Consider the following 14,048-nt stretch of genomic DNA (forward strand, 5'->3'; position numbering starts at 1 on the left):
TGTGCCATGCCCGTGGTAGCGCGAAGCCAACGTTCGCCCGCGAAACGCGCTGGTCGCGTTGACGCCCGATCGGAGCGCCTGGTATCCCCGCCATCATGCCCTCCGTCGTGTCTCGCTCCCTTCGTGTGCTTCCCGCGTGGCTGCTGGCACTGTGTGCCACCGCGGGCTGTCGGCTCGAGAAGAGCACGCCCCCGCTCGATGCCGAGCCGACCTCGCCGCCCAAGGCCACGCCGGCGACCGAGACCGCGCCCGATCGCGACGCGGTGCTGGCGGCCTCCGATCTGCCCGAGCCGCTGTCGACCCCCCTGGCCGACGATCCGATGGGGGTGACCATCCATCGGCTGTCCAACGGGATGACGGTCTACATCAGCACCGATCGGCAGAAGCCGCGCTTCTCGGCCTGGATCGGGGTGCGGGCGGGCAGCCGCATGGACCCCGCCGATTCCACCGGGCTCGCCCACTACCTCGAGCACATGCTGTTCAAGGGGACCGACGAGTACGGCACCCTCGACGCCAAGAAGGAGGCGCCGCACGTCGAGCGGGTGCGGCAGCTCTACGTCGAGCTGCGCAAGGCCGACAGCGACGCGGCGCGGGCCAAGATCCTGGCCGAGATCGACCGGGAGACCCAGGCGATGTCCAAGTATGCGGTGCCCAACGAGCACAGCCGCATGTACGGGGCGATGGGCGTCGAGGGCATCAACGCGTTCACCAGCTTCGAGCAGACCGTCTACATCGGCGACGTGCCCTCCAATCGGCTGGAGGCCTGGGCCACCGTGGAGGGCGAGCGCTTCTCCGACCCCGTGTTCCGGCTGTTCTATCCCGAGCTCGAGGCGGTCTACGAGGAGAAGAACCTCTCCATCGACAACCCGTTTCGGCAGGTGAGCGAGGCGATGTACGCCGCGCTCTACCCCAAGCACCCCTACGGCACGCAGACCACCATCGGCGCGGTCGAGCACCTCAAGAACCCCGCCTACCAGGACATGGCGGACTACTTCGCGCGCTGGTACGTGCCCAACAACATGGCGATCGCGCTCGCGGGCGACATCGATGCCAAGACCGCGCTGCCCGTGCTCGAGGCCACGCTGGGTCGGCTGAAGGCCCAGCCGCTCGAGGCGGTCCCCCCCGGCGAGCTGCCGCCGCTGTCCGGCCGAGTCTTCCGCGAGGTCGAGGCCGATGGCGAGGAGGGGGTGACCCTGGCCTGGCACGCGCCCCCGTCCGGGCACCCCGACAACGTGGTGCTCTCGGTGATGGACCGCGTGCTCGACGACGCCAAGGTCGGCCTGCTCAACGTGCACCTCGAGCTGACCCAGAAGGTGCCCTCGGCGGGCTCCTACATGTCGACCCTGCGCGAGGCCGGCAGCTTCGTGGTGCGGGCCGACGCCCGCGCCGGGCAGACCCCCGAGGAGCTCGAGGGCATGCTGCTGTCGGTGATCGACAAGCTCAAGCGCGGCGAGATCACCGAGGAGGACGTGACCGCGGCCAAGCTCCAGGAGCAGGTGCGGATCAAGCGGCGCCTCGAGTTCCCCTGGTCGCGCACCAGCCGGATGATGGACGCGTTCATCGAGCACCGCGACTGGAAGGACGTCGTCGACGAAGACCGGCGCTTCCAGCAGGTGACGCGCGCCGACGTGATCCGCGTGGCCAAGAAGTACCTCGGCGGCGACTACGTGGTGGTGGCCAAGCGCAAGGGCAAGCCCGAGATCCCCAAGCTCGACAAGCCCACCATCACCCCCGTCGAGATCGACCCCAGCCGCAAGAGCCCGTTTGCCAAGAAGATCGAGGCCATGCCCGCCACGGAGCTCCAGCCCGAGTGGGTCGAGGAGGGCAAGCACTACACCCGTCGTCGCCTGGCCGCGGGTGACCTCATCGCGGCCAAGAACGATCGCAACGATCTGTTCTCGCTGACCTACACGCAGGAGCGTGGCTATCGCAAGGCGCCCTACCTCTGCTACGCGCTCAAGCTGCTCGAGCTCTCCGGCGCGGGCAAGGACGACGCCGAGACCGTGCAAAAGCAGCTCTACGCGCTGGGGACCTCGATCTCCACCAGCTGCAACGCCGAGACCAGCTCGATCACCGTCGAGGGACTCGACGCACAGCTCGAGGCGAGCCTGGCCATCCTCGATCGCTGGCTCGCCAGCCCCAACTTCGACGCGCAGGTGCAGGCGCGGCTCTACGACAACACCGTGAGCGAGCGCCGTGACGGCATGGAGAAGGACTGGGTGCTCACCTCGGCGCTCTACGACTTCGCCAACTACGGCAGCCGCAGCTCGTGGCGGCGGCACCCCAGCAACAAGAAGCTGCAGTCGGCCAAGCCCGCGGTGCTGCGCAAGGCCATCGCCTCCTTCCTCGACCACGAGCACCGCACGCTCTACTTCGGCCCGCGCGACGCCGACGCGGTGGCCAAGGTCGTGCCCCGCGGCAGCAAGCACCGCAAGGTGGGCCCGGTCGACGTGCGCAAGTACGAGCGCGTGGGCAAGCCCACGATCTACTTCCTGCACAAGGACGGGGCCAAGGCCAACGTACGCTTCACGCTCCCGCGCGATCCGCTGGCGCGGCAGCAGCGGCCCACCGCGGAGCTCCTGTCCGAGTACCTCAGCGGCAACATGAGCGCGCTGGTGTTCCAGGAGATCCGCGAGTCGCGAGGCCTGGCCTACAGCGCCTACTCGAGCTACTCGGTGGGGCGGCACCCCACCGACGAGTCGAGCCTCACCGGCTTCATGAGCACCCAGGCCGACAAGACGCCGGAGGCCGTGCGCACGTTCCTGGGGCTGTTGCGCACCAACGACATCCAGCCCGAGCGCCTCGCCACCGCCAAGGCCAGCCTCGATCAGGAGTACCGCGCCACCCGGATCGATCCGCGCTGGATCAACCGCTGGGTGATGAGCTGGGACGAGCTGGGGGAGAAGGAGGATCCGCGCCCCTGGGAGTGGAAGACCATCGACGGGCTGAAGGTCACCGACGTGGCCGACTTCGCCAAGCCCTTCGTGGGAGCGCCGGTGGTGATCGTGATCGTGGGTGATCGCGATCGCGTGGGGCTCGAAGAGCTCGAGCAGATCGGGCCCGTGCGCGAGGTCGAGGCCGGCGACCTGTTCAGCTATGGCGTGTTTCCGCCCGAGCCCAACAAGGACGCCGCCACCCCGAGCGAGATCAAGTCCAAGGGCACCCCGAGCAAGGCGCTGGCCAAGCCCGAGAAGAAGGCGCCGGCCAAGCCCGAGAAGAAGGCGCCGGCCAAGCCCGAGAAGAAGGCGCTGGCCAAGCCGGCCGAGGCTCCGCAGTGATGCGAAGGTACGCGGCGGGGTTGCTGCTCGTGGTGGGGCTCGGTTGTCCCGCCGGAGACGATGCGGACGCGCAGGGCAGCGGCCCGGGGTCGAGCGGGAGCGACGGCACCGCCAACCCTACGGGGGAAGGCACGGGCACCGGCAGCGAGACCGGCGTGGTCGACACGGGGGGCTCCACGATGGAGGCCGACGACGTGCCCGACTGCCCCATGCAGACCTACTATCCCGATGTCGACATGGACGGGTATGGGGCAGAGGCCTATCCGGTCGATGCGTGCCTGCAGCCGCCCGCTCACATCCCCACCGGGGGCGACTGCGACGACGGCAATCCCGACGTGCACCCGGGCGTCGAGGAGCTGTGCGACGGGGTCGACAACGACTGCAATGGTCTGGTCGACGAGGCCTCGCCCAGCAACGGCAGCTGCCAGGGCTGCGGGCTGGGGATGCTGGGGGATCACGCGTACTACTACTGCCCGGGCCCGCTCTCCTGGGCCGAGGCGCGTGGGTTCTGCATGGGGTTTGGTGCCGATCTGGTGGTGATCGAGGATCAGGCCGAGCAGGACTTCCTGCTCGGGCAGCCGGTGGCTGCCGCACCCAACTACATCGGGCTGTCCGACGAGGCGGTCGAGGGCACGTTCGCTTGGGTCGACGGCACCGCGCCCGGGTTCACCGCGTGGGGCATGGGCGAGCCCAACGACGCGCTCGAGGGCGAGGACTGTGCCCAGCTCGCCGTGCCCGCGGGAACATGGAACGACATCGCATGTGCCACCGCGGGAGCGTTCGTGTGCGAAGCGGCCGCGGGGTGACGGCCGGGACCGCACGAGCGATGCCCGGGCGGGCCGGGCAGCCCGAAGGTGAGAGTTAGGAATCGCATCCTCGTTGGATTCGGCGGCTTCCGGCTCCGGGTACCCCCGCTTCACGCCGTGATGCGAGACGGGTGGTATCGGGGCTCCGCTGGCCATGAAGCGGCTCGTTGGTGGGGCCGGGGCAGGACCGGGTGATCGAGGCCCGTGCATGGTGGATGATGCCGTTGGTGCCGGCCACTGCCATCGATCCTGCCCTGTACGTCACGCCACCTCGCGTCACCGTGCGATCGGGGCTCAGCTTGTCGAAGATGTTGTTGCGGGTCGTGCCCAAGGATGCGGGCCCCGGGGTGGCGGTGTCGGCCAAGGCGCTGTGGATCGCGACATGCGAGCTCGACGAGAAGTGGAAGGCGAGCAACCGGACTCGCGACGTGCGCCCGCTCGACGTCCGGCTCGAGCGATTGTGGTCGGTGGTCGAGAGCAGTCTCGCACGCTACGCGGTGCTCCGGGCGCACAAGGCCATGCGTCAGTTCGCCGGGGCACTGCACGAGGAGCTGTTCTGCGATGGCCTGGGATTCCTCGAGCTGGGCGACCTCGAGCTGCATGCCGAAAGCGCGCGGCGGATCCAGCTCATCGAAGACGACGGGTTGCTCGACGGCCTTCGCGATCTGGTGGGGCCGGAGCTCGTGGACGAGCTCCATGCGGCGCATCGGGAGTATGGCGAGGCGCTCGGGATCGCCGAGGCCAGCCCCGATTCCAGCCCCGATTCCGGCACCGAGGCCGGCGCCGAGACCAGCCCCGACGCGCTCGTGGCGGACAAGCAGCTGCTCGAGTCGCTGCGAACGGTACGGCGGGCGATCGGGTCCTATGCGCTGCAGGTGGTGGCGTTCGCGGGGGTGGATCCGAGCCACGCGGCGGCGGCGAGGCAGGCGCTCGCGCCCATCGACCAGTTTCGTGCCGCGTCCAGGCGTGCCGCGGCGCGAGGTGACGGCGACGGCGGCGATGGTGCGCTGCCCGAGAACGCACCCGATCCGGACGACGCGGTGCCGGAGCCATCGTTGGAGTAGCGGGACTCGTTGCACCCACACGAAGTGATTCGTGGTAAAGAACGATCCCAGATGCCGGACTCCGTGTTGGTGCCCGTCGGTCGTGTACCCGCATACTTCTCGACCGCATTCGGGCGCCGTCCGAAGGTGCTCGAGTTGGTGCGCGAGTTCGTGTCCGACTTTCACGACGGGGTCGTGCTCGGCACCAGGTACCCTCGCCGCCGGTCCTCGCCGCGCGGCAGCGAGCTGTCGATGGCGGCCTACGAGCTGATGGAGAACGCCATGGTCTATGGGGGGCCGGACGGGGAGTCGAGCTTCTCGATCGCGATCGACCCGGACCCCGAGGATCCCGCCAATGGCTACCTGGTGCGCATCAAGACGCGCAACCGAGCCGATCCGTACCAGCAACAGACCGTATGCCAACGATTGCATGCGCTGTCGGAGGCCGAGGATCCGCTCGCCTATTATGTTGGGCTCATGGCGGCCACGGCCCGGCGTCCCGAGGGATCGGGCCTCGGGCTGGCGCGCGTACGCGTGGAAGCGGGGATGGACCTGAGCTGTGTCGTCGATGGAGACCAGCTCGAGGTCGTTGCGCAGATGCGAATCCCCCACGAGCCGGGAGGTCCAGGATGAGCGATTCCACCGCGTCCATCCGAACCGTCACCGCGGGGAGCCTCACGGCCGAGGGGGCGGCCCGGGGCGACGTCATCGAGGTGCGGCTGCGGGGCTCGGCCGAGCTCGGCTCCAAGGATCTGCTCGACGAGTTCCTCGCCAGCGTGTTCGCGGCCAGCCATGACCGCCGCGAGGTCGTCGTCGACCTCAGCGAACTCGAGTACATGAATTCCTCGGCGCTCAAGAGCCTGGTGACCTGGATCGTCCGCGTGCGGGACCTGCCGGAGTCCCGAAGGCACAAGATTCGCTTCCTCTCGAACCCCGAGCTCCACTGGCAGCAGCGCAGCCTGCACTCGCTGGTGAGCATGTGGAGCGACGTGATCGAGGTCGAGGAGTGGAGTGGAGCGAGCTCATGAGCAAGCGCGTCGCCTTGCTCGGAGGGGTCGTCCTGGCCGCCGCGTGCTCCGACGAGGAACTCGTCGACGGGATCTTCACCCAGCAGCAGTGGGTCCAGATCCAGGAACTCTCGCCGTTGCCCGAGCCGCCGCTCGATCCCACCAACCGCTACCAGCGCGATCCGCTGGCCGCCGCGCTGGGCCATCGGCTGTTCTTCGAAGCCGCCTACGCCGGCCCGCTGCAGGTGGGCGACGACGGTCGCAACGGTGGGCTGGGGATGCCCGGTGACACGGGGAAGATCGCATGCGCCTCGTGCCACGAGGGTCCCTGGCTCATCGATCTGCGCACCAACCCCAACAACGTGTCGCTCGGGGCCAACATCATCCCGCGCAACGCCGCCTCGATGGTCAACGTGGCGTACTACTCGCCATGGATCGAGAACGATGGGTTGCTCGACTCGCTGTGGTCCGAGGCGATGGTCGACGTCGAGTTCGACCTGGGCTTCAATTCCAGCCGCCTCCGCCTGGCCCACGTGATCTACGAGCGGCACCGCGAGGGCTACGAGGCGGCCTTCGGCTCGCTCGATCCGGCGCTCGATCCCACCCACGCCGAGGCCGCCCGCTTCCCCGCCGACGCGCGCCCCGGGTCACCCGAGTGGGACGCGATGACCCCCGAGGATCAGGATCACGTCACCGAGATCTTCGTGAATTTCGGCAAGGCGCTCCACGCATACCTCGATCGGCTCGTCAGTCGGGACGCTCCCTTCGATCGCTACGTGGCCGGGGAGACCGACGCGATGAGCCCGGCGGCCAAGCGCGGCCTGCAGTTGTTCGTGGGCAAGGCCGCCTGCGTCGAGTGCCACGCCACGCCGCACTTCAGCGACGACGACTTCCACAACACCGGGCTCGCGGCGACCGGGCCCTTCATCTCCACCGAGGAGCAGGGTCGCTACGATCGCATCGACTTCCTGCTCGCTCACGAGTTCAACTCGAGCAGCCGGTGGAGCGACGATCGCAGCACCGGCCGGCTCGACGGCGTGGTCAAGGACGAGGCGCTCATCGGCACCTGGCGCACCAAGGGGCTGCGGCACGTGGCCGAGACCGCGCCCTACATGCACTCGGGGCAGTTCGCCACCCTCGAGGAGGTCGTCGAGTTCTACGACCAGGGCGGCCACGACGAGGGCTTCCATGGCACCAAGGACGAGATCATCCAGCCGCTCAACCTCACCACCGACGAGAAGGCCGACCTCGTCGAGTTCCTCGCGTCGCTGACCGGCCGGGAGCTCCCGCCGGAGCTCCTGCGCGAGCCGAGCGACTAGCCCGACGGGCCCATGACACCGATCCGCAGCGAAGCGCCGCCGCGAACGAGGCGCCGATGATCTCACCGTGGCTGGTCGCCGTGGCCGCCTCGTGCGGTCCAGCCGCAGACGAAGCGGAGGCGCACGGGGACCAGGCCCCGGAGTCCGAGCCGTCGCAGACCGAGGGCCAGCACGCCGAGCCCGATCCCGCTCCGTCGCCCGCGCCATCCCAGGTCCAGCTCGATCGAATCGAGGTGAGGCTGGGCGCGCTCGCCGCCGACAACGAGCGGCTGCGCCAGGACAACGAGCGATTGCGCCAGGACAACGAGCGACTGCGCGCGGAGGGCGAGCGGATCGACCAGCGCGTGGAGTCGCTCGAGCACCAGCAGCGAGCGTCGCAGCAGAGGCTCGATGGGATGCTGCCGCTGACGGGGCGGCTGGGCGGCTACCTCGACGTGGGGGCGTTCTGGGCCGCGGGGAACGGCTCGGGCGTTCGCCCCGACACCGGCCACGTCGTGTTCCCGCAGTACGACGGCGTGCTGCCCGACTCGTGGGTGTTGATGGGGGATCCGCTCTCGACGCAGGTGAACGCGCGGGGCGACCCCGCCGACACCGGCGACTCGCTGGCGGTGGTGTTCGATCCGATCGACTCTGGGGGCAAGTCTTCGTTCATCGCCAACGCCCTCAACCTCGACGTGACGACCGGGGTCGGCGATCATCTGTTCATCGAGGGCCTGGTGGATCTCATCCCGCGCAGCCGCGACGTGTCGAACCAGGACGGCGTGTTCCTGGGCGACTACGTCGACGTCAAGCTCGCGTATCTCGACTACCTGGTGCCGACCAAGCGCTTCGAGCTCGATCTCTACGCCGGCAAGATCGATCCGGTGTTCGGCTACGAGTATCGGGTCCAGGAGTCGCCCGATCGGATCTCGGTCACCCCCTCGCTCGCATGTCGCTACACGTGCGGGCGCCCGCTCGGGGTCAAGGCGCGCGCCAAGTTCTTGGCCAGCCGGGCGCTCGTGCTCGCCACGTCGGTGACCAACGGCAGCAGCTTTCGGGAGGGCTTTGGGTTCTCCAACGAGACCGACACCAACCACTTCAAGACCGTCGCGGGTCGCCTGTCGTATCGCTTCGACGTGGGGGCGGGTCTGGAGCTCGGGGCCTCGGGGCAGATCGGCGCCCAGGACCTGCAGCCGGACGACGGTGTGTACCAGTGGCAGTATGGCTTCGATCTCCACCTCGACGTGCGTGGCGTGGATCTGGCGGCGGAGCTCGTGATCGGGCGGGCCGACGGCGCGACCGCGCCCGGGGAGGTCGAGTGCGGCTCGGCCCCGTGCCTCGACTTCAAGACCGCCTATGGCCTGCTCGGCTATCGCGCGCTCAATTGGCTCATGCCGTACGTTCGCGTCGACTGGCGCGATGCGCTGCATCGTCACGGCGCCGGCTTCGTATACGTGTCCGAGCTCGTGCGGGTGACGCCCGGCGTTCGCTTCGAGCTGGGGACGCACGTGGCGATCAAGGCCGAGTACACCGTCAACCGCGAGCTCGGTCCCATTCCGCAGTTCGACAACGACGTGCTGAGCACCTCCGTGGTGGCCCAGTTCTGAGGAGGAGCCTTTCATGCCCCCCACGACCGGTAGTCAGCCAACGAGCCAACGAGCTGCCCCCCACGGGGGGGCCATGCCCCCCACGACCGGTAGTCAGCCAACGAGCCAACGAGCTGCCCCCCACGGGGGGGCCATGCCCCCCACGGCCGGCAGTCGCCACCCCCCCTCGACCAGAGTCCTGCGCTCGACGCTGGCCACCATGGCGCTCCTGGGGGTCGTGCTGGTGCCGGACACCCTCGTGGCCGTGGCGCCTGGCTCCGTGAGCGGGCACGTCACGATCAAGCGTGGCCGACGCGACAAGAAGGACCGCTCCAACGTGCTCATCCTCGTGCGGGGCGTGCCCGATTCCCGGCCCGAGCCCCTCGCAGAGCCGACGGTCGTCGACCAGACCGACAAGACGTTCAACCCGCGGCTCACGGTGGTCCCCGTGGGGAGCACCGTGGACTTTCCCAACAACGACCGGGTGTTCCACAACGTCTTCTCGGTCTCCCGGCCGGCCACGTTCGACCTGGGCCTCTACAAGTCCGGTACGAGCAAGTCGGTCACGTTCGAGCAGCCCGGGGTCGTCGACGTCTATTGCAACATCCACCCCGAGATGGCGGCCAAGGTGGTCGTGGTCGACACCGAGCACTACGTGGTCACGGGTCCCGATGGTGCGTTCACGCTCGACGGGATCCCGCCGGGCACGTATACGCTCGTGGCGTGGCAGGCCCATGGGGAGCGCTATGAGGGATGGGTGGAGGTGGGGGCCGGGAAGACGACGACCCTCGACATCGAGCTGCGCGAGGAGCGATGGCCGCACGATCGTCATACCCGCAAGGACGGAACCCCCTACGGTCGCTACAAGTAGCCGCCGGGGTCGCCGTGCTCGCGGTCGGCTGCGGTGACGGCTCCCCCCCGGACACCGAGGGGGCGCCGATTGGCCGACGGCCGACCGGGGTGTCCGTGCCCGCCGAGGTGACCAAGGGGGCCCATCCCGCGCGCCGCTGCGGGGAGTGCCATGCCGCGATCCACCAGACTTGGGCTGCGTCCGCCCACGCCAACGCGGATCGCTCGCCGATCTACCGCGCCATGCGTCGGGCCTCGGGTCGCGACGACTGCGACCGGTGCCACGCGCCGTTGCGTGCGTGGGTGCCCGGCGACGAGCGCCTGGCCGCAGAAGGCGTCACCTGCGACGTGTGTCACACGCTGCGCGACGTCAGACCCGATCGCCACGATGCTGCTCTCGAGCTCGACCTCACGAGCGCGGTGCGGTACGGGCCACGATGCGACGCGGAGGATCACTACTTCCATCGCATGGGCTGCTCCCCCCTGTTCTCGCGCTCGGAGCTGTGCGGGGGCTGCCACCAACGCAACGCGCACACCTCCGAAGCGGTCGAGTTCGGGCACGACGGTCCTGCGGCCGTCGCGGACGTGACCTGCCAGAGCTGTCACATGCCCGGGGTCCTGGGCGAGGTCGCGGTGGGCTGGTCGGCGGGAACGACCGTGTCCGATCACGGCATGTACGGGCCCGGTGACGAGCTGCGCGCGCGGGCGATCGAGCTGCGGCTTCGGGTCGTGCCCGAGGATCGCCGGCTTCGGGTCGAGCTCGAGGTCACCAACGCGGATGCGGGCCACTCGCTCCCCAGCGGATTGCCGGGGCGCCGGATCGTCGTGCGCGTCGCCGGGATCGGGGCCGACGGGGCAGCGATCGCCGGCGACGAGTGGATCTATGCGAAGATCCTGGTCGACGGCAGCGGGGTCGAGGTCCCGTTCCATGTCGCGCAGCGCGTGCAGTCCGACACCTGCCTCGCTCCCGGCGAGGTTCGCCACGAGCGCTCGTGGCTGCCGCGCGATGGTGTCGTGGAGGTGCGGGCCGAGGTGCTCGAGCATGCGCTCTCGGCTACGATCGCAAAGGCCGTCGGGGTGAGCATGCCCGAGCCGGTCCAGCTGACGAGCGCCCGCGCCGAGGTTCCCCCACCATGAGGTTTGCGACCACGATCCTCGCGGGTTCCCTGGTGGTGATCATCGGGATCATCGGTGTCACGTCGCTGGTCTCCGCGCGCATCGTCGAAGACGACGCCCAGGTGGCCCTCGACAAGGAGCTCCGCCGCGGGGCCCTGGTGCTCGAGGAGCTGTTCGCCCAGCGGCAGGCGCTGCTGGCCGCCAACGCCCAGGTCGTGGCCGAGGAGCCCCGGCTCAAGGCGGTGGTCGCCACCGAGGACATCGACCACGCCACCGTGTACGACGTGTGCAGCGAGCTGCGGCGAGCCGTGGGCAGCGATCTGTTCCTGCTCACCGACGACCGGGGAACGCTCGTGGCGGACGTGGCGGACGCCGACGCCAGGGGCGGGCACCTGCGGGACGAGCCGCTCGTGGTCGATGCGCTCGCACGTGGGACCGGCGAGGGGATCTGGCTCGCCGACGATCGGGCCTACCAGATGGCCTCGCGGCGGCTCGCATTCGGCGAGATGGTGGTCGGGGTGCTCGTGGTGGGTTGGGAGCTCGGCGACGAGCTGGCCGACGCGGGGGCCCGCCAGGCGGGCGGAGACGTGGTCGTGCTGGTGGACGACCGCCCCGTGGCCTCGTCGCTGCCTTCGGGCACGATGCGGGGGGAGCTGCCCGCGGACACGGACGAGGACGGCACGTTTGCGACGATTGCGGTCGAGGATGCCCCCCATCGCGTGCTCATGGGTCCGCTCTCGGGAGACGACCGGGTACGCGTGCTCGTGTTGCGCTCGCTCGACGAGGCGCTCGCGACCAGCCGGAGGCTGGTGCGCCAGATCTACGGCATTGGGGGGGGCGCCGTACTGGTTGCGATCCTGCTGGCGCTGTGGCTCGCGCGGCGGCTGACCCGACCGCTGCGTGGCCTGCTCGACTTCACCCAGGAGATCGCCGCGGGTCGCCTGCAGGGGCGCCCCAGCCCGCGCGGCATCCACGAGCTCGAGGTCCTCGGCGAGGCGATGAACCACATGGCCGCGCAGCTGCTCGCGTCACGCGAGCAGCTCGCCGCCACCGAGCGGATCGAGCGCGAGATGGAGATCGCCCAGCGGATCCAGACGTCGATCCTCCCCGTCAGCCCGTCGCTGCCGGGCTACTCGCTCGCCGCGTCGATGGAGACGGCCAGCGAGGTCGGAGGCGACTACTACGACGTGATCCCGAGCTCGGCCGGGGGCTGGATCGGGATCGGCGACGTCGCGGGCCACGGGCTCCCGGCGGGGCTGGTGATGTTGATGACCCAGAGCGCGGCCAGCGTGCTGGTACACACCATGCCCGACGAGGCTCCCTCGGTGCTCGTTGCTCGGGTCAACGAGCACCTGTTCGACAACGTCCGCATCCGGCTGGCCCAGGACGACTTCGTGACCTTCACGCTGCTGCGCTGCTCGGGCGACGGCGAGGTCGTGTATGCCGGCGCGCACGAGGACATCGTGATCTGGCGCGAGGCCACCGGCCAGTGCGAGTGTGTGCGCACCGAGGGGCCATGGCTGGGCGTGCTGCCCGACGTGTCGGGCATGACCTCGGACCAGACCTGTCGGCTCGAGCGCGGTGATCTGATGGTGCTCTACACCGATGGGATCACCGAGGCGATGAACGAGGCCCGCGAGCAATTCGGCATGGAGCGCCTGTGCGAGGTCATACGCGCGAATGCGCGGAAGCCCGTCGGGGAGATCGTGCAGTGCGTGTGCGAGCGGGTGAGCCAGTGGTGCAGCCAACGGGTCGATGACATGACGGTGCTGGTGATCCGCTACGATGGGCTCGCGGCCATGGATTCGACCCGCTGATGGGGATCACGGGTTGTGCGACACCGTCGCGGGGAACTGGAGGAGCTGCGCGCGGACCTCGTCGGGCTGGCCGACGGGCGTGAACTCGACCGGATGCTGAAGCTGGTAGACGGCGCCTTGTGGCGGGAACACGGTGAGCCTGTCATTCAACTGCGTGAACAGGTTCTTGCCTGCCAGGACCAGGGGCGGGCCACCCCCCGGCGGCTTCTCGATGGTGAGCTTGATGCTCACTTGCAGGGTGTTGCTGAAGGTCGGCGGTAACTGTCTGACGACCTGCAGCGGGCTGAGCGGGTCCGCAGCATCCTCATCCTGGGAGATGGTGACCCTGCCGAACATCTCGCTATCGGCATCGAACTCCATGTGGAGGAACTTCAACCAGACGCCGCCGAGCCCGCCTTCGAAATTCTTCTCGACCCTCACCTTCCATCCGCCCTTGAAGTCGAGCGTGACGACCCCGAGGGGTTCGATCTTGAGGGGCACGTTGACGGCGTAGCTACTGCACGGAATTTCCAGACCGATGGGCGGGATCAAACCCAAGAGCATCACATCGAAGGAGACAACAGCAGGCCCCCTGCGTCAAGGCCCTGCGGCGAGTGCATCGGTGTCAATCGAGCACCGATCGATGTTCGGGGTAGGGCACGGTAGGCGGGCATGCTGACGGCTATCCTTGGGCATGGCCGATCTCCATGATCGATTCGCTGCCTTCTTTCCCATCGCGTCCGAGGTCGCGGAGCTTCACGTGGTGGCGGGTGGGGATCCGGGTGGGGATTCGGAGCAGGCGTGGATCACCGTGCGCTTGATCGTGTGGGACGTGGACGGGGAGCAGCGAACGATCCGCGACATCAAGGAGCAGCAGCTCCGCGGCGGGCCTGTGTGGCTGTACGAGGATGAAGCGCGGGTGACGGAGATGCTGCACGCGCAGCAGGAGGTACTCGGGGAGGTGCTCGCGGATCCTCGGACGCCGATCGATGGGCTGATGCCCTGCGATCTGCTGTGGCTGGACGTGATGAAGCTGAAGACGGCGCGGGGGCGGGAGCAGTTCGCGAAGGCGCTGCGGGCGAAGTCGCGGCTGGGGCGGTAGGGAATCCTCGAACTTCGGGCGCAATCCATCGGCTTCGCTTGTGCCAATGGGACCAGGATGGCCTAGCCAGGGCTTCCGATCTTCAGCGTGCTTTCCTCGCACTTGGATTCTCCTGGCGAGACAGGTCGGGCTGGCGCTCTCGACATGCTGACCGGCGTGGGCAAGAC

The 14,048-nt window shown here is 68.9% G+C and carries 12 protein-coding genes; 11 read left to right on the plus strand and 1 reads right to left on the minus strand.

Annotated features, from left to right (window positions below; genetic code table 11):
• Positions 1 to 107 precede the first annotated feature (107 nt).
• The 10 genes from OEB96_RS01755 (at position 108) to OEB96_RS01800 (ending at position 12,800) form a co-directional block, all read left to right on the plus strand.
• The gene (locus OEB96_RS01755; protein WP_266213646.1) at positions 108 to 3,278 is read left to right on the plus strand and encodes a M16 family metallopeptidase; all 3,171 of its coding nucleotides are present in this window, start codon (positions 108 to 110) and stop codon (positions 3,276 to 3,278) included.
• The gene (locus tag OEB96_RS01760) at positions 3,278 to 4,084 is read left to right on the plus strand and encodes a lectin-like protein (protein ID WP_266213647.1); all 807 of its coding nucleotides are present in this window, start codon (positions 3,278 to 3,280) and stop codon (positions 4,082 to 4,084) included. Before OEB96_RS01755 ends, OEB96_RS01760 begins: the two co-directional genes overlap by 1 nt.
• Positions 4,085 to 4,311: 227 nt before the next feature.
• Positions 4,312 to 5,148: a hypothetical protein gene (locus OEB96_RS01765; protein ID WP_266213648.1), complete on the plus strand. Its 837-nt coding sequence runs from the start codon at positions 4,312 to 4,314 to the stop codon at positions 5,146 to 5,148.
• Between the two features lie 51 nt (positions 5,149 to 5,199).
• Positions 5,200 to 5,760 (plus strand): hypothetical protein, encoded by a 561-nt coding sequence (locus tag OEB96_RS01770; RefSeq protein WP_266213649.1) that lies wholly within the window; start codon positions 5,200 to 5,202, stop codon positions 5,758 to 5,760.
• On the plus strand, positions 5,757 to 6,155 hold the full coding sequence (locus OEB96_RS01775) for an STAS domain-containing protein (protein ID WP_266213650.1): 399 nt from the start codon (positions 5,757 to 5,759) through the stop codon (positions 6,153 to 6,155). The genes OEB96_RS01770 and OEB96_RS01775 overlap by 4 nt, the downstream gene beginning before the upstream one ends.
• The gene (locus OEB96_RS01780) at positions 6,152 to 7,453 is read left to right on the plus strand and encodes a cytochrome-c peroxidase (RefSeq protein ID WP_266213651.1); all 1,302 of its coding nucleotides are present in this window, start codon (positions 6,152 to 6,154) and stop codon (positions 7,451 to 7,453) included. The genes OEB96_RS01775 and OEB96_RS01780 overlap by 4 nt, the downstream gene beginning before the upstream one ends.
• A gap of 56 nt (positions 7,454 to 7,509) precedes the next feature.
• Complete coding sequence (locus OEB96_RS01785) at positions 7,510 to 9,039, plus strand: cell division protein ZapB (RefSeq protein ID WP_266213652.1); 1,530 nt, start codon at positions 7,510 to 7,512, stop codon at positions 9,037 to 9,039.
• Between the two features lie 199 nt (positions 9,040 to 9,238).
• Positions 9,239 to 9,889 carry a carboxypeptidase regulatory-like domain-containing protein gene (locus OEB96_RS01790; RefSeq protein WP_266213653.1) on the plus strand — a complete coding sequence of 217 codons (651 nt, stop codon included), beginning with the start codon at positions 9,239 to 9,241 and terminating at the stop codon, positions 9,887 to 9,889.
• An 89-nt stretch (positions 9,890 to 9,978) separates the two neighbouring features.
• Positions 9,979 to 11,004 carry a multiheme c-type cytochrome gene (locus OEB96_RS01795; RefSeq protein WP_266213654.1) on the plus strand — a complete coding sequence of 342 codons (1,026 nt, stop codon included), beginning with the start codon at positions 9,979 to 9,981 and terminating at the stop codon, positions 11,002 to 11,004.
• Entirely contained in the window at positions 11,001 to 12,800 is a 1,800-nt protein-coding gene (locus tag OEB96_RS01800) for a PP2C family protein-serine/threonine phosphatase (RefSeq protein ID WP_266213655.1), read from the plus strand. The genes OEB96_RS01795 and OEB96_RS01800 overlap by 4 nt, the downstream gene beginning before the upstream one ends.
• Before the next feature lie 6 nt (positions 12,801 to 12,806).
• Here the strand turns inward: OEB96_RS01800 and OEB96_RS01805 are convergent, their stop codons facing one another.
• Complete coding sequence (locus tag OEB96_RS01805) at positions 12,807 to 13,280, minus strand: hypothetical protein (protein WP_266213656.1); 474 nt, start codon at positions 13,278 to 13,280, stop codon at positions 12,807 to 12,809.
• A gap of 193 nt (positions 13,281 to 13,473) precedes the next feature.
• Here OEB96_RS01805 and OEB96_RS01810 point away from each other — a divergent pair, with 193 nt between their 5' ends.
• Positions 13,474 to 13,881 (plus strand): hypothetical protein, encoded by a 408-nt coding sequence (locus OEB96_RS01810; protein ID WP_266213657.1) that lies wholly within the window; start codon positions 13,474 to 13,476, stop codon positions 13,879 to 13,881.
• Positions 13,882 to 14,048 lie beyond the last annotated feature (167 nt).

The sequence above is a fragment of the Paraliomyxa miuraensis genome (assembly GCF_026337845.1).
Classification (GTDB): Bacteria; Myxococcota_A; Polyangia; order Nannocystales; family Nannocystaceae; genus Paraliomyxa; species Paraliomyxa miuraensis.

Coding starts and splice junctions, on each gene's coding strand:
- OEB96_RS01800 (WP_266213655.1), top strand. CDS start 11,001: ATGAGGTTTGCGACCACGATCCTCGCGGGTTCCCTGGTGGTGATCATC.
- OEB96_RS01785 (WP_266213652.1), top strand. CDS start 7,510: ATGATCTCACCGTGGCTGGTCGCCGTGGCCGCCTCGTGCGGTCCAGCC.
- OEB96_RS01780 (WP_266213651.1), top strand. CDS start 6,152: ATGAGCAAGCGCGTCGCCTTGCTCGGAGGGGTCGTCCTGGCCGCCGCG.
- OEB96_RS01775 (WP_266213650.1), top strand. CDS start 5,757: ATGAGCGATTCCACCGCGTCCATCCGAACCGTCACCGCGGGGAGCCTC.
- OEB96_RS01770 (WP_266213649.1), top strand. CDS start 5,200: ATGCCGGACTCCGTGTTGGTGCCCGTCGGTCGTGTACCCGCATACTTC.
- OEB96_RS01760 (WP_266213647.1), top strand. CDS start 3,278: ATGCGAAGGTACGCGGCGGGGTTGCTGCTCGTGGTGGGGCTCGGTTGT.
- OEB96_RS01810 (WP_266213657.1), top strand. CDS start 13,474: ATGGCCGATCTCCATGATCGATTCGCTGCCTTCTTTCCCATCGCGTCC.
- OEB96_RS01790 (WP_266213653.1), top strand. CDS start 9,239: ATGGCGCTCCTGGGGGTCGTGCTGGTGCCGGACACCCTCGTGGCCGTG.